Here is a 19,411-nt window from a genome sequence, read left to right as displayed (position 1 = left end):
TGCATCGTCGGAAGGGCTTACGGGTGGGCGTCTTATGTGTTATCTGCGCGGGCGCGTGCGCCCGCATGAAGGGGGCAGTTTTTGGGAGGGTATGCCCGTAAAATACCGCCCAAAAAGGTCGGGCTGTGGAGTGGGTCACACTCCCGTAATCCCCGCGAGATCCGCCCGTATTGTGCTGGTTGGTGTTCGCAAAACCTTTGCGTTTAGGCCAAGGAAAAGCGGGCAGAAGAAAACGGGGAGCTGCCCTGGATGGAATTCATTGAATTCTGCGGACGGAGAGACGGAAAGGACGGGGAAATGCCGGAGTCAGGCGCCGGTCACTCCGTCGATGCGCTGGCACCGGCGGGCGACCTGTGCGTCATGCGCGGACGACCCGCAGGCCGCCGTGCGCGCGATCCGCAACCTGGCCCGCATCGGCTTCGCCGGGGGCGCCGTCCGCTGGTCCCGGCTCGGCTCCGGCACGGCGTCGTCCACGACCCCGGACCCCCGGCCGGGACGGCCCCTACAGGTCGTTGCCCGCGTAGGAGAGGTTGAAGCTCTTGTTGGTGAGGGGGAAGTCCGGGACGATCGTGTCCGCCAATGCCACTGGTAGTGCGGGCCAGTTGAAGAAGGACGGGTCGACTGGCTTGACCCGGGCCAGGTTGCCGTCGGGGGAGAGTTCGACGCGGGTGGCGATGGTGCCGCGCCAGCCTTCCACGAGGCCCACCCCGGTGCCGGGACCCGTGCCGGGCCGCGGCGGTACGGGCGCGGGCAGCGCCCGGGGGTCCGGCAGCCCGTCCAGGAGCCGCTCGGCGAGGGCGAGGGAGACGTCGATCTCCTCGGCGCGGACCAGGAAGCGGGCCAGGACGTCCCCGCTGTCGTGGACCGGCACGTCGGGCGGGGTGTCGTAGGCGGTGAAGGGGTGGGCGGTACGGGCGTCGCCGGGCAGGCCGCTGGCGCGGGCGACATAGCCGAGGCAGCCGATCGCGCGGGCGGCGTCGGTGTGGAGGATGGCGGTGCCGGTGAAGCGGTCGTGGACGGTGGAGTGGCCGAGGGCGAGGCCGGTGATCTCGCGGATGTCCTCGCCGATGGCCTTCAGCCTGCCCGCATCCGGCAGCGCGTGCAGGACCGCGCCGCCGGGGACGACGCCGCCGCGCAGCAGCCGGTGTCCGGTGATCTCCCGGTTCAGGCGCAGGAGGTGCTCGCGGACGCGCTGGGCCTGGGTGTTGAGGATGCCGTGGCCGACGTCGTTGCAGAGCATGCCGAGGTCGGCGACGTGGTTGTGGATCCGCTCCAGTTCCAGGAGCAGGGCGCGGGCGCGCTGGGCCTCGGGTGGGACCTCGGTGCCGGTGGCCTCTTCCACGGCCAGGCAGTACGCCAGGGCGTGGCCGACGGCGGTGTCGCCGCTGATCCGCTCGGCGAGCGGTAGGCCGGTGGTGATCGTGCGGCCCTGGAAGAGCTTCTCGATGCCCTTGTGGACGAACCACAGCCGTGCCTTGAGCTTGAGGATGGTCTCGCCCACGACGGAGAAGCGGAAGTGGCCGGGCTCGATCAGCCCGGCGTGCACCGGGCCGACGGGGATCTCGTAGACTCCCTCGCCCTCCACCTCCAGGAAGGGGTACGGGCCTTCCTGTTCGCCGAAGGCCGGGGGCGGGCCGGCGTCGGGCCGCATGGGGTACCAGCCGCGGGGCCAGTGGAAGTGGCGCACCAGTCGGCGCGGGAGCGGGTGGTCGAGGGGCACGATGCCGAACAGGTCGCGCATCTCGCGCTCGAACCGGCCCGCGGGGAAGGAGAGATGGGCCAGCGTGGGCAGTTCGGGCCGGTCCGGGTCGAGGCGGACGTGGAGTTCGGTGCGGGTGTCGGGCGGGCCGGCCGCGAACAGGTACACCACGCGCGGTCCGCGCTCGTCGTGGTGGGCCGCGACCAGGGCCAGCCGGTGGCCCTCGCGCAGCAACTCCTCCGCGCGCCGTGGGAGTTCGGAAACCTCGATGTCGTGCGTGGTACGCATCGTCTCACCTGCCTCCAATCGCCTGGGCGGCGGCGTGCAACAGATCGGTCAGCGGTCCCGTGGCGACGCCGAGGGCGGCGCAGGCGACGAGCCCGAGGACGAGCGGCCACACGGCCGACGCCTCGGAGGCGGTATGCGGTGCCGGTGCCGGCGCGGGTTCGGGTGCGGGGCCGAGCAGCATCCGGGCGGTGCGGGCGGCGAGCGCGGCGAAGGCGACGAGCACGAGCAGCAGGGCCGCCGCGGTGGCCCAGCCCAGGCCGGTGCCCGCGGCGAAGCCGGCCCGGGCGATGGCCAGTTCGGAGGCGAAGAGGCTGAACGGCGGGAAGGCCATCAGCGCCACGACCGCGAGCCCGAACACTCCTGCCGACGCGGGTGCCCGGGCGAGCAGCCCGCGGACCTGCTCGATGCGGGTGGTGCCGGTCAGGTGCAGGATGCGGCCGGAGGCGCAGAAGGCGGCCGACTTGGCGAGGCCGTGTCCGGCGATGTGCAGCAGCGCGGCGGCCAGGGCGAGCGGGCTGCCGACCGCGGCGGCCAGCGCGATCAGGCTCATGTGCTCCATGCTGGAGTAGGCCAGCATCCGCTTGTAGTCGCGCTGGGCCAGCAGCAGCGCGGCCGCGAGGGCGAGGGTGAGCAGTGCGATCCCGGCCAGCAGGACCCGGGTGAAGTCCGGGCCGAGGGCGGCGTCCGCGATCACCCGGTAGCGCAGGACCGCGGCGAACGCCACGGACAGCAGCACTCCGGACATCAGCGCGGACACGGGGGCGGGAGCCTGGCTGTGGGCGTCCGGCAGCCAGGCATGCAGCGGGATCAGGCCCGCCTTGGCGCCGAACCCGAGGACGACCAGGGTGATGCCGAGGCGGGTGACCGCCGGGTCGAGGCGGTCGGCGTGGGAGACGAGGGTGGGCCAGTCCAGCGCCCATGCCTCGGCGACGCCGGCCTGCCGGGCCGCGTAGTAGACGAGGACGGTGCCGAGCAGGGCGAGCGCGATGCCGGCCGAGCAGATCACCACGTATTTCCAGGCGGCTTCCACGGAGGTGCGGGTGCGGCGGTGCCCGACGAGGAAGGCGGTGACGATGGTGGTGGCCTCCACGGCGACCCACAGCACACCGAGGTTGGCGGTCACCACCGCCAGGCTCATCGCGGCCAGGAACGCCTGCACGAGGGCGTGGTAGCGCCACCGGGTGCGGTCGCCCTCCCGGCCGGCGGACCGTTCACCCGCCAGATACGCCGGTGCGGAACCGCAGGCGACCGTGGCGACGGCGCCCACCACGAGCAGCATCCAGACGGTGAGCGCGTCGGCGCGTAGCAGTCCGGCGTACGCCGTCCGGGGGCCGTCGTCCACGACGGTCGCGGCGAGCAGAGCCGCGGACCCGAGGACGGCGGCGGGTGAGAGAAGCCCGGCCCAGTCCGCGGCGCGGCGCCGCGGAGCCTGCTCGGTCGGGGGTTCCTCGGCCACCAGGACGGAGGACTTCACCGGGCCTGCCGGCCGCCGAAGCTCCGGGGCCACCGCGGTCGGCACGGCCGCCGGCCGGTGGGTGCGTGCTCCGGCCAGCGTGTATGCGGCTGCGGCGGCGAGGGGGACGGCGGCGGGTGCGGTCAGCAGCAGGGTGGAGGCGGTGCCTCCTTGCGATAGGTAGGGCATCAGTCGTGCAGCTCCCGCAGGTCGTCGATGTCGGTGGTGCCGAATGCCTCCCGCATTCGGGTGGTGAGGATCTGCAGAACCAGCACGGCCAGCAGCACGTCGAAGGAGACGCCGAGTTCGACGATCAGCGGCACCCCGGAGGCGGCCAGGAAGGCGGTGGCGGTGATGCCGTTGTCCAGCAGCAGGAAGCCGACCACCTGGGCCAGGGCCCGTCTGCGGGTGACCAGGACGAAGAAGCCGATCAGGACCACGGCGAGGCCGACCGGCAGCGCGCGGGTGGCCGGCGTCGGGTCCAGCTCGGTCAGGGGCAGGCTGACCACGTAGGCCAGCAGGGTCAGCAGCGAGGCGGTCAGCAGGGAGGCGGCGACGTTCACCAGCGGCTGGGTCTCCCGCGCCTCCGCCCCGCCGGTGCCATACCACTGCCGGTCCGCCGTGAGTGCGGTCAGGGCCCGGCGCATGAGATACGGCAGGACGCCGGCTCTGAGCAGCCCGATGCCGATGCCCACGGCGATCAGGTCCCACCGTCCCTCGTGCGCGCCGAGGAGGACCGCGATGGCGGCCAGGGCGATGCCCTGCAGGGCGAAGACCCGTACGATCGCGGCAAGTTCGCGCCGCCACAGTACGATCACGGCGGCCAGCAGGAAGGCGCCGCAGGCCACGTCCAGGAACTGCGTGTACAGGCCGCTGTTCATGGCGCTCCGTTCAGGAAGTAGGAGGCGGCCACCGCGAGCAGCGCCAGCAGGAAGGATCCGGCGAGGAGTTCGGGTACCCGAAACAGCCGCACCTTGGCCCAGAACACCTCGGCCGCGGCGAGTACCGCGCCCAGCGCGGCGGCCTTCACCGCGAACAGCACCAGGGCCACGGCCAGGGCGGCCCAGGAGGTGCTGGTGGCGATCCCCCACGGGAGGAACAGCGAGGAGAGCAGTCCCAGCAGCAGGGTCAGGCGCATCTGGGCGCCGAGTTCGACCAGTGCCAGGTCGGGGCCGGCGTACTCCAGGACCATCGCCTCGTGGATCATCGTCAGTTCGAGGTGGGTCGAGGGGTTGTCGACGGGGATCCGCCCGGTCTCCGCGAGCACCGCCACCGCGAGCGCGGCGGTGGCGAGCAGGCTCACGGGGGAGGCGAGGCGGGCGGGGTCGTGGGCGGCACCGAAGACGATGGCCGGGATGTTGGTCGTCCCGGCGGGGATCGACAGGGCGAACACCGACAGCAGGATGGTGGGCTCCACCAGGGCCGCCACCGTCATCTCCCGGGAGGCGCCCATCCCACCGAACGCCGTGCCGGTGTCCAGACCGGCCAGGGCCAGGGCCAGGGTGCCCAGCGCGATGAGGGCCACCACCACGATGAGGTCCGCATGGCCGCCGACCGGAGTGTCGGTGGCCAGCAGCGGCACCAGGGCCGCGGCCACCACGGTGGTGGCGACCAGCACCGCGGGGGCGGTGCGGAAGGCGGGCCCGGTCCCGATCGGGGTGATGGGTTCCTTGCGCAGCAGCTTGCGCAGATCCCGCCACGGCTGCAGCACACCGGCCCCGGCCCGGCCCTCCAGGCGGGCCCGCACCTGCCGCATCCACCCGGTCAGCAACGGTGCCCCGGCCCCCACCACGAGGACCTGGCCGGCGACGGCGGCATATCCGACAGTACTCATCCGTCCGCTTCACCAGCCCAACGCGAGGATCGACAGTACGACGACCAGGCCGACGAAGCCGTAGCCGAGGTAGAGGTGCACGCTGCCGCCCGCCAGCCGCCGTGCCGCCCGGCCGGCCCCGGCCAGCAGGCGCAGCACCGGCTCGTACAGCCGGTGCTCGATCCGGTCGGGCACCCGGCGCTGGAAACGGACCCGTTCCACCAGGTACGCCGACTCCCGCACGGGTGTGACGTCCAGGTCCTGCTCCGGTGCAAGCACATCATCGAAGACCCGCTGCAGCGGCTCGGCGAACGAGGTCGCCGTGTAGGCCATGCGGGCCGTCGGCGCCCCGCCCCCGCAGTCCCACAGCGGCGCGCGCATACGACGCCGGCGCCGCCGCAGCAGCCGGGGCAGGCCCGCAGCCAGGGCAAGCGCGGCGGTCAGCGCGGCGACCACCCACAGCGGAGACAACGACGCGGACACCTCGGCGAGCCGCAGCGCCGGCCCGCCACCCACCAGACCATCGCCGCCCGGCAACCCGGCCGCGGCCACCGCACGCTCCAGGCCACCGCCCAGCACGCCCGGCACCAACGCCAGGCCCACACACAAAACGCCGAGCAGCCCCATCCCGGCAAGCATCAGGGGCGGCGCCTCCCGCCCCGAGGCGGCCCGCTCCCCGCGGGGCCGGGCAAAGAACCCGACACCGAACGCCTTGACGAACACCGCCGCGGCGATACCCGCAGACAACGCGATCAGCGCCACCGCCAGCGGCAGCACGACCCCCACCGCGACACCCGGCACCCTCAGCCCATGGATGAGGGACTGCAACAGCAGCCACTCGCTGATGAACCCGTTGCCCGGCGGCAGCGCCACCGCGCCCAGAGCACCGAGCGCGAACAGCCCGGCCGTGTACGGCATCCGCGAGCGCAGCCCGCCCAGCAGATCCAGATCCCGCAGACCGGTGGCACGCAGCACCGACCCGGCCGCACTGAACAAAAGGGCCTTGAACGCGGCATGGTTGACCACATGCAGCAGCGCCGCCGTCAGCGCCAGCGCCCCAAGCGCCCGGTCACCGGAGGCCGCAAACAGCCCGGCGGCCGCCACACCGATGAGCACCAGGCCCATGTTCTCACTGGTCGAATAGGCCAGCAGCCGCTTGAGGTCCGAGGCCATCGCCGCCTGCAGGATGCCGTACACGGCACTGACCCCACCGACGGCCATCAGCCCCAGCCACCACCACGCCGGCCCGCCGCCGAGCAAATCGAGGCCGGTACGCACAAGACCGTAGACGCCCAGATTGACCATAGCCGCACTCATCAACGCCGAGACCGGACTGGGCGCTTCGGGGTGCGCCCTGGGCAGCCAGGCATGCAGCGGCACCGCACCCGCCTTCGAGGTGAAGGCCAGCGCCACCAGCACGAACACCAGCCCGCGCACCATCGGCGACAGATCATGGGCCCCCGCCCGCAGCACATCGAAGCTCTCCCCGCCCGCCCGCGCGGCGAACAGGGCGAACCCGGCCAGCAGGAGCACGAGACCGAGATGGGTCATCACCGCGTACCAGACACCGGCCTGCCGCACCGGACCCCGCTCCCGGTGCTCGGCCAGCACCAGCAGCAGCGAGGCGAGCGCCATCAACTCCCACAGCACAAGGAACGTGGACACCGACGCCGCCACCGGCACCAGCACCAGCGTCAGAGCGAACAGCGGCAGCACCGCCTGCGCCGTGCGAGAGCCGAGCCCGTGCGACCCATGCCCGGCGGCATACCCGATGCCATACACCGCGACCGCAGCCACCACGACCCCCGCCACCGCCATGAACAGCCCCGCCAGAGCGTCCACCGCCAGATGCGTCCCGGCCAGGGGCAACACCCCCGGAACGAAGGCCGTCCAACGGCCGCCGCCCAGCGCGGCCACACCCGCCGCGGCACCGCCGACACCGACACCCGCCGTCAGCACTCCGACGACCGGCACACGCGGCCGATACGGCAGCACGAACCCGGCCACCGCACCCACGCCACCCAGCCCGACAGCCACCGCGAGAGCGACCGAGACGACGCTCATCTACCGGTCACCCTCCTGAGCGCCGCCACGATCGCCTCCGGCTCCGGCGGACACCCAGGCACCTGGAGGTCCACAGGCACGACATCCGGAACGGCACCCTCGACGCCGTACCCGCCCGCGAACTCCCCACAGCCGATCGCGCAGTCCCCCACCGCCACCACAAGCCGCGGCTCGGGCATCGCCGCGACCGTACGCCGCAGCGGCCCAGCCATGTTCCGCGTCACCGGCCCGGTCACCAAAGCCACATCGGCATGCCGGGGCGAGGCCACCAACCGCGCCCCGAACCGCTCGGCGTCATACACCGGATTGAAGGCCGCCGCGATCTCGATCTCGCAGCCGTTGCAGGACCCCGCATCCACACACCGCACCTGCACCGAGCCCCCGAACCCCCGCGCCGCCTCCGGGACCTCGCCGACCGGGCGCGGTGGAGCCGGCTCAGCCACCCGCCCGGTGGCGCGGATCTTACGCAACAGGCCCATAAACCCCTCCCGACACAGTGAAGACCGGTCCGCGGAGTGTCCAACGGGACACACCTCAACCGGACATGCGGTATTTACCGCACTTTGCCTGATTGGCTGATCTTTGACCGTTTAACCGAGGGCCGCCGCTACGAGGGCGGCCTCCCCTCGTCCAACGCGGACTGCGGTGCGGCGAGCAGTTCGGCCCGCCCGGCCGGTACGCCCGACAGGATGGTGCGGGCGACCGGAGCAGCTTCGCGATGTGCGGACTGGGTCCAGGTCGTCCACCGACTCACGCACGCGCAGCCGACCGGAACACAGCCGCCACTCGCCTGGCCACTGCCTCGCTGCCACCGCCGTGAACCTCATCCGCATGGACGCCTGGCAGCAAGGCCACCGCCCCGAGACCGCCCGCAGCATCCGCTTACGCCGCCCCTCTTCACCCATCCCTCGATAAGGAGAGACAGGTGAAGAGGGCCTTCAAGAAGAGCAGGATTCAGTCCGGGATGGCCGGTGTTCGCCTGTCGAGCGGTAAGCGGAAGCCTTCTTGGGCCAACGGTGCCGAGGTCATACGGCAAGCTCGGCGCCGTCGGGCGTGGAGGAAGCCTCGCCGACTTCCGTCTTCAGCACCCGGGACAGGATGCGCCGGGTCTGCGGCGGTACGCCGACGAGCTCGACGGCGACACCGGCCGCCTTCGCATCCTCGACGACCGCGCGCAACGCCAAGGCGCCGGTGAGGTCGATGCGTCCCATGCCGTCACAGTGCAGGACGAGCCGCTGCGCGTCCTGGTGTGCGGCGAGCAAGTCACCGAAAGCACCCTCGAGCGGGGGCGCGGACGCGAAGAAGAGCACCCCGCGCGGCCGCAGGTGCAGCACGTCGCCCTCGGCCCAGGAATGGACGTGGACGTGGAGTTCACGCCACAGGTGTACGGCGATCGCAAGCCCGATTCCGACGAGCACCCCGAGGTGGATGCGGGGCGCCACCACGAGAACCGTCACCAGCGTGCCCACGGCGACGACGGCCTGGGGGCGGGAGTACTGCCAGTACTCCCGCAGCGGCCTGAGGTTCAGCAGCGGCACCACGGCGACGATCACGATGGCGCCCAGCACCGCGGTGGGCAGCTCGGAAAGGATGTTGGCCACCGGCAAGAACGCCAATGCCACCAGGCCGGTGACCAGGCCGCTGAACCGGGTGCGGGCACCGGCGAGCCGGTTCACCGCCGTACGGGAGAAAGATCCTCCCACGGCGAACCCGCCACCCAGACCGGCGGCAATGTTGGCCAGGCCCTGACCGACCATCTCCCGGTCGGGATCCCATCGGTGGTGGTCGGCAGCGGCGAACCGCCGGGCGATCGACGCCGGCTCGGCGAAGCCGACCAACGCGATCACCAGCGATCCCATCAGCAGGCGTGGCACATCGCTCCACGGCAAGTCCACAGTCAAGGCCGGCAGTCCGGTCGGCAGCTCCCCCACCGTGCGGCCCGAGTAATCGAGCAGAACGCCCACCACGATCGCACCGACAACCGCGATCAGGACGCCCGGCATCAGGGGAGAGATCCGCTTCGCCGCCACCATCACCACGGCCGTGGCGAGGCCGAACGCAATCGCCCATATTTCCCACTCGGCCGCCTGGTTCAGCACCCCCCAGGCGCTGGACAGCGGATTGGTGGAGCCGGAGCGGACCCCCACTACCGCCGGCAACTGGGAGACGATGATGACCAGGCTGGACGCAATGGTGAAACCGGTCAGCACGGGCTGTGACATCAGGTATGCGAGCGGACCACCCTTGAGAAGGCCCAGCAGAACCCGCCAGACGCCGACCAGCACGGCCAACAGCGCGGCGAGAGTAACGTATTCGCCTCCCCCGACCGGCGCCAGTGAGCTCAGCGTGCCGAGAACCAGGAGCGCCGTACCCGCAGTCGGGCCGGTCTGCAGGTACGGCGACGATCCCACCATCGCGCCCGCGATCGGCGCAGCGGCCGCCGCATAGAGCCCCACCGCAGGAGGCAGCCCGGCGAGCTGGGCATAAGCCAACGACTGGGGTATCAGCACCAAGCCCACGCTCACCCCGGCGATCACGTCCCGGGTCACTGTGTCTTTCCAGCGTGGCCGCTGTCGGGTCTTCTCTTCGCCCTTCACACCGATACCGCCGTCTGACCCATTGGCATCATGCGCGCCTTCACCTTTCGTCACTCACCGACCAGGCCTCGCCCTCGGCCCGTTCGGTCGAGTTCACCGAACGCTTGCTGCATCGGTGCGTATTGCGCAGGTGGCGGGCCAGGTCATTGGCGCTGACCATGTCTTGTCGAGCAGAAACTCATGCTCGGCCCCGCACGTGACAATACGACCCTGACAGCCGATCCACATGCGCGCTGATCGATCGCCAATGCCTGCCTCAGCGCGGATCCGGATATAGGTGGACATGCCGCATCATTTTGGCAGTCCGCGATATTCCCCCATGCTGGCCCGTGGGCCCGGCAGCCGGTAGACATCCTCGGCTTATGATGTCAAAGGCAATGCCTATGACTGCGGGTGCGCGGAGCCTGGTGCGGGCGGGGACTCCGCGACAGTCCGGGAGCGCCGGACACCCGCTGTCACCGGGTGCGTGCGCCCTCGGCGGAGTGAGCGCACCCGTCGGTCGTCGAGCCCGGGAGCGCTTGAGTGCAAGGGCGGCGCGGTGGAATTCCAGCCGGCTCTCCAGCATGGGCCGCTCGCCAACCCGTCATCAGGGGGAGGGGCCGGCCGTCGGGAAGGGCGCCGGAGCGGACGGGGCCGGGGGCGCCGGTGGAGGTCGTGCGGGGGAGTCCGGCACCGCCGCCCCGCCGTGGGGGAGGAGGGCCGGATCTCCGGCCGGGCGGGCCGGGCGGAGGAGTGTCCGGACTAAGGTGCGGTACATGAACGATCGCGCGGTGCTGCATGTGAAGGGGCGGGTGCTCGTCGGACCGGACGAGGCCCGTGACGAGGTATGGGTGATCGACGGCCGGGTCTCCTACGACCGCCCGGCAGGCGCCCGCGACGTCCGTACCGTCGAGGGCTGGGCACTGCCCGGCCTCGTCGACGCGCACTGCCATGTCGGCCTCGACGCCCACGGCGCGGTCCCCGACGACGTCGCCGAGAAGCAGGCGCTGACCGACCGCGACGCCGGCACCCTGCTGGTCCGCGACGCGGGCTCCCCGTCGGACACGCGCTGGATCGACGACCGCGACGACCTCCCGAAGATCATCCGGGCCGGCCGGCACATCGCCCGCACCCGCCGCTACATCCGCAACTACGCCTGGGAGATCGAGCCCGGCGACCTGGTCGCGTACGTCGCGCAGGAGGCCCGGCGCGGCGACGGCTGGGTCAAGCTGGTCGGGGACTGGATCGACCGCGAGGCCGGGGACCTGTCCGCGTGCTGGCCGCGCGGGGCGGTGGAGGCCGCGATCGCCGAGGCGCACCGCCTGGGCGCGCGGGTCACCGCGCACTGCTTCTCCGAGGACTCGCTGCGCGACCTCGTCGAGGCGGGCATCGACTGCGTCGAGCACGCGACCGGCCTGACGCAGGAGACGATCCCCCTGTTCGCGGAGCGGGGCGTCGCGATCGTCCCGACCCTGGTGAACATCGCGACCTTCCCGAAGCTCGCGGACGGCGGCGAGAGCCGGTTCCCGCGCTGGTCGGCGCACATGCGGCGGCTGCACGCGCGGCGGTACGACACCGTGCGGGCCGCCTACGACGCCGGAATCCCGATCTACGCCGGCACGGACGCCGGGGGCGGGCTGGCCCACGGTCTGGTCGCGGACGAGGTGGCGGAACTGGTGACCGCCGGCATCCCGCCGGTGGCGGCGCTGTCGGCGACGACGTGGGGCGCCCGGACGTGGCTGGGCCGCCCGGGCCTGGACGAGGGAGCGCCGGCGGACCTCGTGGTGTACGAGACGGACCCGCGCACGGACGTACGGGTGCTGGCGGCACCGCGGCGGGTGGTGCTCGACGGGCGCGTGGTCGGCTGACCGTCCGTTGACCGAGCGTGACGGCGCGGCGGAGCGGCTCGTTGTGCACTCCGTCGTGCGCGCGGGGTGCCCACCAGGGTGTTCGCCGCATGTGCGGGCCGAGGGTGAAAACAGGGAACATCCGTGCCCTGAAAATCGAAAAGATCCACGAAAACCCCACGATGGGGTGAAGTCACGGAGGATCGCTGACTGTTCACCCTGAGTGCGTAATTCTTACGGGGTCCCAAGCATGTCTCATCTGGGGGTCCCACCACCTTGAACGGCAACCACTTCCGCATGCCCGCCCGCCGCTGCGTCACCGTCGCGGCGGCCACGGCCCTCGCCGCCGGCCCGGCGGCGCTGGCCGGTGCGGGCTCCGCGCACGCGACCACCGACCACGGTCGCGCGAGCGCCGTCGTGCTGCGCACCGGGCTCGACGTGTCCCTGCTCAACAAGTCCGTGAACATCCCGCTCACGGTCTCCCTCAACGAGGTGCACGCGCCGCAGAGCGCGGGCAAGACCGCTCTGACGGCCCGGCTGGACGGGGTCGACGCAGGAAGGCCCTTCAGCGTGCTGCGCGCGGACGTGGCCTCGGCGAAGGCGACGACGTCCGGCGCCACGGCCGAGGGCTCGGTCAACCTGGCCCACGCCGCGCTCCATCTGCCGGGCCTGCCGCTGCTGTCCCTCGTCCAGGTCGACGGGGTCACCTCGAAGGCGACCTGCGAGGCCGGAAGGGCACCGGTCGCCGACTCGAACGTGCTGGGCGCGGTCACGGTCCTCGGCAAGAAGGTGACGCTCAGCGCCGGCGGCACCACCGATGTGAAGGTGCCCGGAGTCGGCGAGGTCCGCCTGGACCTGTCGGCCCGGGAGACCACATCCCGCACGGCGGCCGCCACCGCCCTCGAACTCAAGGTGTCCGTCAACCCGCTGAAGCTGAACGTGGCCGAGGTCGTGGGCACCGTCACGCTGGCGAAGGCGACGTGCGAGACGCCCGGGGCAGCCGCCACACCGACGGCGTCCACCACGTCGGCGGAGTCCACCGCGCCCGCCGGGTCCGGGGCGGCCACGGCGGGCCCCGCGCAGGACGTGAAGCCGCAGGGGGCGCCCGGGAAGCAGAACCTCGCGGAGACCGGCGGGAGTTCGGCGACGCCCTACCTCGTCGGCGGGGCGGTCGCGCTGCTGGCCGCGGGGGGAGGAGCCGTCGGGCTGGCCCGCAGGCGCCGGGGCTGAGCCGGGGCACGGGGCGGTGAGGGGCTCGGTCCCCTTCACCGCCCCGTCACGCCATCGCGCGGTCCAGCGACTGCAGGAACCGGTCGACCGTCGCCCGGTCCCGGACCGCCAGGCGCAGCCACTCCTCGTCCAGCCCCGGAAAGGTGTCCCCGCGCCGCACCGCGAACCCGAGGCCGCGGAGCCGGCGGCGCACGGCCGCCGCCCGCGGCAGCCGGGCGAGGACGAACGGCCCCTCCGCCGGTTCCACCACGGACACGCCGTCCGGTCCGAGCTCCCGCAGCCCCGCCACCAGATAGGCCCGGTCCGCCGCCACCTGCTGGGCCGCGTGCGCCGCCTCCGCCAGCGCCCGGGGCGACACGCACGCCCGAGCCGCCACGAGCGCAGGCGTGGACACCGGCCACAGGGGCTGCGCCCGCTCCAGCCCGGCGATCGTCTCGGGGCAGGCCAGCACATAGCCGACGCGCAGCCCCGCGAGCCCCCAGGTCTTGGTGAGGCTGCGCAGGACCACGAGACCGGGAACGTCCGTCCGGCCGGCCAGCGCCTCCCGCTCCCGGGGCACCGCGTCCATGAACGCCTCGTCGACCACCAGCGTCCGCCCGGGACGGGCGAGCGAGACGATCGCGGCCGCCGGGTGCAGCACCGACGTCGGGTTCGTCGGGTTGCCGATCACCACCAGGTCGGCGTCCTCCGGGACCAGCGCCGGGTCCAGGCGGAAGCCGTCCGACGGCCGCAGCAGGACCCGGCCCACCGTGTGCCCGGCGTCCCGCAGCGCCGCCTCCGGCTCCGTGAACTGCGGATGCACCACCACCGGGCGACGCACCTTCAGGGCCCGCGCGAGCAGCACGAACGCCTCGGCCGCGCCCGCCGTGAGCAGGACGCGCCCGGCCGGCAGCCCGTGCCGTGCCGCCACCGCCGCCCGGGCGGCCCGGCCGTCGGGGTAGGCCGCGAGCCCGGCCAGCGACCCGGCGATGACCTCGCGCAGCCAGGCCGGGGGTGTGCCCGCGCGCACGTTCACCGCGAGGTCGGTGAGCGCCGAACCGTCGTCGCGGATTTCGGCGTCCCCGTGGTGCCGCAGGTCGTGCGCGCCGGCGTCGGGCGTGCCGTCAGTGCGCATGGGAGTGCGCGTGGCCGCCGTGGTGATGGTGCCCGTGACCGTCGTGGCCCTCGTCGTCCGGGTGGAAGTGCGGCTGCTGCGGCAGGCCCACCTTCTCCTCGAAGCCCGGCAGCGCGATCCGGTACACGCACGAGTCGCAGTTCATCCGCAGATCCCCCCGCACCGCCTCCTCGTACCGCTCCATCACCAGGTCCAGCAGCTCCGGCTCGGGGCCGATGACGTCGGCCGACCGCACCTCGACGTCCGGGTGCGCCGCCGCCCACTCCCCGGCCTGCCGCCGTACCCGGTCCGGCAGGACGCCCGTGAACAGGAAGTACGGCAGCACCACGATCCGCCGCGCGCCCAGCCGGGCGCACCGGTCGAGGCCGCCCGGCACATCCGGTGCGGCCAGCGACACGAACGCCGTCTCCACGCCCGCGTACCCGCGCCCCTCCCACAGCAGCCGGGCCGCCTTGTACACCTCGGCGTTCGCGTCCGGGTCCGTCGAACCGCGACCGACCAGCAGCACCGTCACCCCGGCGCGGTCGGCGGGCGTACGGGCCGCGCCTCCCAGCGCCTGGTCCAGGCGCCGCTCCAGCACGCTCAGCAGCGCCGGATGCGGACCCAGCGGGCGGCCGTAGGCGTACGTGATCCCGGGGTGCCGCTCCTTCTCCCGGGCCAGCGCCGCCGGGATGTCCCCCTTGGCGTGCCCGGCCGACACCAGCATCAGCGGTACCGCGGCGAACCGGCGGACCCCGCGCTCCACCAGCTCCGTCACCGCCTCGCCCAGCGGCGGCGGCGACAGCTCGATGAAGCCGCCCGCGACGGGCAGCTCGGGCCGGCGCCGCCCGAGCTCCCGTACGAAGGCGCGGAACGCCTCGGCTCCGGCGTCGTCCCGGGTGCCGTGGCCGGCGATGAGCAGGGCGGGCGGCGGGGTGGTCACGGCGTCTCCTTCGACGTGGGGTGGTACAGCAGGGCGTTGAGCGCGGCGGCGGCGACCGCCGAACCGCCCTTCTCGGACACGTTGCTCACGGCGGGCAGCCCGCTCTCGCGCAGCGCCGCCTTGGACTCGGCGGCCCCGACGAAGCCGACGGGCAGCCCGATCACGAGCGCGGGCGAGGCGTCCAGCCGCAGCAGCTCCTCCAGGGCGGTCGGCGCGCAGCCGATCACCCACAGCGCCCCCGGGCCCACGTCCTGGTACGCCAGCCGGACGGCGTGCGCCGATCGCGTCAGCCCCGGTCCGGACCTGGCGTCCCCCAGGCGGCAGACCGTCTCGCGGCGGGTGATCCCCGCCGCGACCATCTCCACGTCGACCACGACGGGCGCCCCGTCGTGCAGCGCGGCGTGCGCCCGCTCCAGCTCGCCCTCGTCCAGGACGAGGTCGCTCGCGTAGCCGAGGTCGGCCGAGGAGTGGACGACCCGCTCCACCACCGCCCGGCTCAGCGGCGCGAAGTGCGAGGTGTCCAGGCGGGAGCGCAGCCGCCGGAAGGACTCCTGCTCGATCGGATGGACCACGCGGTTCACCGGGCCTCCTCCTGCCAGCGGTAGCCGCGCGGCGTCACCATGCGCCCCGCGACCCGGCGGGTCGCCGTGTTGCCCACGGTCACCACCGTCATCATGTCGACCGTCGCCGGGTCCAGCGCGGCCAGCGTCGTCACCCGCGCCGACTCGTCCGGGCGCGACGCGTTGCGTACGACACCGACCGGCGTCGCCGGGTCCCGGTGCCCGGCGAGGATCGCCAGCGCCTTCGGCAGCTGCCAGTCCCGGCCCCGGCTGCGCGGGTTGTAGAAGGTCACGACGAGATCCGACTCGGCCGCGGCACGCACCCTGCGCTCGATGACCTCCCAGGGGGTGTGCAGATCGGAGAGGCTGATCGACACATGGTCGTGGCCCAGGGGAGCGCCGAGGAGCGCGCCCGCCGCCAGCGCCGCGGTGATTCCGGGCACGCCGACCACGTCGATGTCGTCGGAGGCCTCGGCCAGCGCGGGCGACGCCATCGCGTACACACCGGCGTCCCCGCTGCCGATCAGCGCGACCGCGTGGCCCCTGCGGGCCTCGGCGACCGCGGTGCGGGCCCGCTCCTCCTCGGCGCCGAGCCCCGACTGGAGGATCCTGGTGCCGGGCCGCAGCAGATCACGGATCTGGTCGACGTACTGGTCCAGGCCGACCAGCACGGACGCGCGCCGCAGCTCCGCCCGGGCGCGCGGCGTCAGCAGGTCCCGGGCGCCGGGTCCGAGCCCGACGACGGCCAGCCGTCCGCGCCCCGGCCGGCGCACCACCGCACACGTCGCCGACGCGGGCCGGCCGGCCGACTTCCGCTTGGGGACCAGCAGTTCGCCGCCCCGTACGAGCGCGGCGGCCTCTGCGACCGAGGGTGTGCCGACCGCGGCGAGCGGCGCGTTCGACGGGTTGGGCACCTCGACCCCGGCCAGCTCCTCGGCGGAGTACGTCACCAGGGGCACCCCGAGCCGCCGGGCCGCCCCGACGATCCCGGGCTCGTCGGCCTTGGCCTCGACGGTGGCGAGTTCGGCGAGCGACGCCGCGCTGAGCCCGGCATCCCGCAGGCACCGCTCGACGAGTTCGAGGACCTCCTCGACGGGCGCGCCCTTGGAGGCGCCCACGCCGGCGACGAGCGACGGCGGCCGCAGGACGACCTCCCGCCCGGCGGGCTCGGCGAGGACATCGGTGACGCGGACGGCGTACGCGCCCCCCTCGGTGGTGACGGGCAGCGGCGGCAGGGGCCAGGCCACGTCCGACCGCAGGACGACGGGCTCCCCGTCCAGCAGCGCCCGCGACACCCCGGCGACGTCGCCCTCCACCGGCAGCCCGAGCGTGTCGAGGCCCGGCAGCCCCACCGCGTCCGTCGCGGTCGTCACCACGGGCTCGGCCCCCAGCACCTCGCCCACCTCGCGGGCGAGTTCGTTGGCGCCGCCGGCGTGCCCGCCCACGAGGGACACCGCGAAGCGCCCGCCCTCGTCGACGCAGACCACACCGGGGTCGTCCGCCTTGCCGCCCAGCAGCGGTGCGATCAGCCGGACGACCGCCCCCGTCGCCAGGAAGCACACGAGACGCTCGCACTCCGCGAAGGCGGACCGTACGGCGTCGCCGACGGGCCCCTCGTACACCCGTGTGCGGTCGGGCCACGCCCCGGCCAGCCGGTCCCGCGCAGCCGCCCCCGCCGCGGTGGCGGAAATGAGGCCGATCACTCAGCAACTCCTTCGCTATGCGCCGCAGGCCGCATGCCCCACAGCAGAAACACAGGGTTGGTCGCCGCGAGCCGGGTCACGTCCCCCGGCAGCGGCGCGAGCCGCGACGACTGCAGCAGCACGCCGTCGCAGGAGAACCCGGCCCCGACGAGCGCCTCGCGCGCCGCCGGTACGCGGTCCAGGGCGGCCATGGCGATCACCACCGCCCGCCGGGCCCGCCGCGCACACGCGGTCACGATCGCGGGCAGCTCCCGCCCGCCGCCGCCGACGAACACCGCGTCGGGGTCGTCGAGAGAGTCCAGCACGGCCGGCGCAGCCCCGTGCACGACCCGCACGTCCACGCCGTGCGCGGCCGCGTTGGCACGGATCCGCCGCACCCCGTCGGGCGTCTTCTCGACCGCGGTGACGGCGGCGCCCAGCCGAGCGCACTCCACGGCGACCGAGCCGGAGCCCGCGCCGACGTCCCAGACCAGCTCTCCGCGCCGCGGTCCCAGCCGGGCCAGCGCCAGGGCGCGCACCTCGAACTTGGTGATCATCGAGTCGCGGTGCGCGAACGCGCTCTCGTCCAGGGCCCACACATCGGGGCCGGCCGGCGGCCCGGCGAGCGTGCGCACGCCCCCCAGCGCCCGTGCCGGGTCGAGGCACAGCACCACGCTGACGGCCGCACCCCATTCGCGGGCCGCCGCCTGACCGGGCGTCACCCGCTCCACGCGCTCGCGCTCCGGGTCGCCGAGCGCACTCGCCACGACGAGCACCCGCTCACCGCAGCGGTAGGCGAGCGCCGCCCCCAGCTCGGCGGGACCGGCGCCCGGCCCGGTCAGCACCGCGACCTTCGGATGCGCCCGGCACACGTTCACCGCCGTGCGCAGATCACGCCCGTGCGCGCTCACCACCACCGCGTCGTCCCACGGCAGCCCGAGCCGCGCGAACGCGGCCGCCACGGAGGACACGCCGGGCCGCACATCGAGCCGCTGGGGCCCGAACCGCTCGGCGAGCGCCCGGACGATCCCGAAGAACCCCGGGTCGCCGGAGGCGAGGACCACGACCCGCCGCTCCTTGTCGAGGCAGCGCCCGATCGCGTCGAGCGCGGGCGCCAGCGGACCGAGGACGATGCGCTCCGCCCGCGCGGGCAGCCGGGCGGCCGCCAGATGCCGCCGCCCGCCCACCACGAGGTCCGCGCCCGCCGTCACCTCGGCGGGAAGCGGCACCCCCGTGCCCGTACCGACCACCGTGATCATGTGCGCGCACCCCGCGCGCGCAGCGCCTTGCGGGCCTCGGGGTCGGCCTTGCGGTGACCGTGGAAGTGGCCGGGGTGGTAGAGGTGCGAGCGCGTGCCGTGCGCGTCGAGCGCGGGGCCGACCAGGAACAGCGTGTGCTTCCAGAGCCTGTGCTGCTTGACGGTCTCCTCCAGCGTGCCGATCGTGCACCTGACGATCAGCTCCTCCGGCCAGGTGGCCTGGTGGGCCACCACGACCGGGGTGGTCGTCGGATAGCCGCCCTCCAGCAGTTCCCGCACGAGCTGTCCGCTGCGGGCCGCCGACAGGAAGACCGCCATGGTGGTGCCGTGGCGGGCGAACTCGCGCACCTCCTCCCCGGGCGGCATGGGGGTCTTGCCGCCGCCGAGCCGGGTGAGCACGACGGACTGCGCGACCTCCGGGACGGTCAACTCGCGCCGGGCGAGCGCGGCGACGGCGGAGAAGGACGAGACGCCCGGTACGACCTCCGTGGCGATGCCGATCGCGTCGCACCGGTCGAGCTGCTCCTGGGTGCCGCCCCACAGCGCCGGGTCGCCGGAGTGGATCCGGGCGACCTTCAGCCCGTCCGCGTGCGCCCGCTCGTAGACGGCGACGACGTCCTCCAGGGACATGGCGGCCGAGTCGAGGATCTCGGCGCCCTCGCGCGCGTGCTCCAGGACCTCCGCCTGCACCAGGCTGGCCGCCCAGATCACGACGTCGGCCTCGGCGATGGCGCGTGCGGCACGGAACGTCAGCAGGTCGGCGGCGCCGGGGCCGGCACCGACGAAGGTCACCTTGCCGGTGGTGGCATCGGCCATGGGGATGTGTCCTCTTCTGTGAAGGCCGGGACGGGGCGAAGGCCGGCGCGCATCCGGCCGCCCGTCCCGGTCGGGGGCTGCCGCGGCGG

At 73.6% G+C, this 19,411-nt stretch carries 15 protein-coding genes and 1 pseudogene; 2 read left to right on the top strand and 14 right to left on the bottom strand.

Translation table 11 applies throughout. The annotated features are described in order from the left end of the window. Positions 1–502 precede the first annotated feature (502 nt). The 8 genes and pseudogenes from ACZ79I_RS08535 to ACZ79I_RS08500 form a co-directional block, all read right to left on the bottom strand. Positions 503–1,987 carry a hydrogenase large subunit gene (locus ACZ79I_RS08535; RefSeq protein WP_471495687.1) on the bottom strand — a complete coding sequence of 495 codons (1,485 nt, stop codon included), beginning with the start codon at positions 1,985–1,987 and terminating at the stop codon, positions 503–505. 4 nt (positions 1,988–1,991) lie between these two features. Continuing rightward, positions 1,992–3,629 carry a proton-conducting transporter transmembrane domain-containing protein gene (locus tag ACZ79I_RS08530; RefSeq protein WP_471495685.1) on the bottom strand — a complete coding sequence of 546 codons (1,638 nt, stop codon included), beginning with the start codon at positions 3,627–3,629 and terminating at the stop codon, positions 1,992–1,994. Next, on the bottom strand, positions 3,629–4,321 hold the full coding sequence (locus ACZ79I_RS08525; protein ID WP_471495684.1) for a hypothetical protein: 693 nt from the start codon (positions 4,319–4,321) through the stop codon (positions 3,629–3,631). The genes ACZ79I_RS08530 and ACZ79I_RS08525 overlap by 1 nt, the downstream gene beginning before the upstream one ends. Next, entirely contained in the window at positions 4,318–5,274 is a 957-nt protein-coding gene (locus ACZ79I_RS08520; protein WP_471495683.1) for a respiratory chain complex I subunit 1 family protein, read from the bottom strand. The genes ACZ79I_RS08525 and ACZ79I_RS08520 overlap by 4 nt, the downstream gene beginning before the upstream one ends. Positions 5,275–5,283: 9 nt before the next feature. Beyond that, entirely contained in the window at positions 5,284–7,317 is a 2,034-nt protein-coding gene (locus ACZ79I_RS08515; RefSeq protein WP_471495681.1) for a proton-conducting transporter transmembrane domain-containing protein, read from the bottom strand. Continuing rightward, positions 7,314–7,796 (bottom strand): NADH-quinone oxidoreductase subunit B family protein, encoded by a 483-nt coding sequence (locus tag ACZ79I_RS08510; RefSeq protein ID WP_471495679.1) that lies wholly within the window; start codon positions 7,794–7,796, stop codon positions 7,314–7,316. The genes ACZ79I_RS08515 and ACZ79I_RS08510 overlap by 4 nt, the downstream gene beginning before the upstream one ends. A 128-nt stretch (positions 7,797–7,924) precedes the next feature. Beyond that, positions 7,925–8,046: pseudogene (locus ACZ79I_RS08505) on the bottom strand (transcriptional regulator); the annotation flags it as partial. A gap of 296 nt (positions 8,047–8,342) precedes the next feature. Beyond that, positions 8,343–9,866, bottom strand: a complete 1,524-nt coding sequence (locus tag ACZ79I_RS08500) for a SulP family inorganic anion transporter (RefSeq protein WP_471495678.1) — start codon at positions 9,864–9,866, stop codon at positions 8,343–8,345. Between the two features lie 803 nt (positions 9,867–10,669). Between ACZ79I_RS08500 and ACZ79I_RS08495 the strand changes: the two genes are divergently transcribed. Continuing rightward, entirely contained in the window at positions 10,670–11,761 is a 1,092-nt protein-coding gene (locus ACZ79I_RS08495; protein WP_471495676.1) for an amidohydrolase family protein, read from the top strand. A gap of 255 nt (positions 11,762–12,016) precedes the next feature. Continuing rightward, the gene (locus ACZ79I_RS08490) at positions 12,017–12,970 is read left to right on the top strand and encodes an SCO1860 family LAETG-anchored protein (RefSeq protein ID WP_471495675.1); all 954 of its coding nucleotides are present in this window, start codon (positions 12,017–12,019) and stop codon (positions 12,968–12,970) included. Positions 12,971–13,016: 46 nt separating this feature from the next. Here ACZ79I_RS08490 and cobC read toward each other — a convergent pair whose 3' ends face one another. From cobC to cobM, 6 genes are read right to left on the bottom strand one after another with little or no spacing between them, the layout of a single operon-like run. Beyond that, positions 13,017–14,084 (bottom strand): Rv2231c family pyridoxal phosphate-dependent protein CobC, encoded by a 1,068-nt coding sequence (cobC, locus tag ACZ79I_RS08485; protein WP_471495673.1) that lies wholly within the window; start codon positions 14,082–14,084, stop codon positions 13,017–13,019. Further along, a complete protein-coding gene (locus ACZ79I_RS08480; RefSeq protein WP_471495671.1) occupies positions 14,074–15,006 on the bottom strand; it encodes a sirohydrochlorin chelatase in 933 nt (310 codons plus the stop codon). Before ACZ79I_RS08480 ends, cobC begins: the two co-directional genes overlap by 11 nt. Then, on the bottom strand, positions 15,003–15,587 hold the full coding sequence (locus ACZ79I_RS08475; protein ID WP_471495669.1) for a precorrin-8X methylmutase: 585 nt from the start codon (positions 15,585–15,587) through the stop codon (positions 15,003–15,005). The genes ACZ79I_RS08480 and ACZ79I_RS08475 overlap by 4 nt, the downstream gene beginning before the upstream one ends. After that, positions 15,584–17,269, bottom strand: a complete 1,686-nt coding sequence (cobJ, locus tag ACZ79I_RS08470) for a precorrin-3B C(17)-methyltransferase (RefSeq protein WP_471495668.1) — start codon at positions 17,267–17,269, stop codon at positions 15,584–15,586. The genes ACZ79I_RS08475 and cobJ overlap by 4 nt, the downstream gene beginning before the upstream one ends. Then, entirely contained in the window at positions 17,266–18,507 is a 1,242-nt protein-coding gene (cbiE, locus tag ACZ79I_RS08465) for a precorrin-6y C5,15-methyltransferase (decarboxylating) subunit CbiE (RefSeq protein WP_471495667.1), read from the bottom strand. The genes cobJ and cbiE overlap by 4 nt, the downstream gene beginning before the upstream one ends. Then, positions 18,504–19,322, bottom strand: a complete 819-nt coding sequence (gene cobM / locus ACZ79I_RS08460) for a precorrin-4 C(11)-methyltransferase (RefSeq protein WP_471495665.1) — start codon at positions 19,320–19,322, stop codon at positions 18,504–18,506. The genes cbiE and cobM overlap by 4 nt, the downstream gene beginning before the upstream one ends. Positions 19,323–19,411: the final 89 nt, after the last annotated feature.

It is taken from the genome of Streptomyces sp. PSU-S4-23, from assembly GCF_055632315.1.
This window is presented reverse-complemented; position numbering and strand designations above follow the sequence as displayed.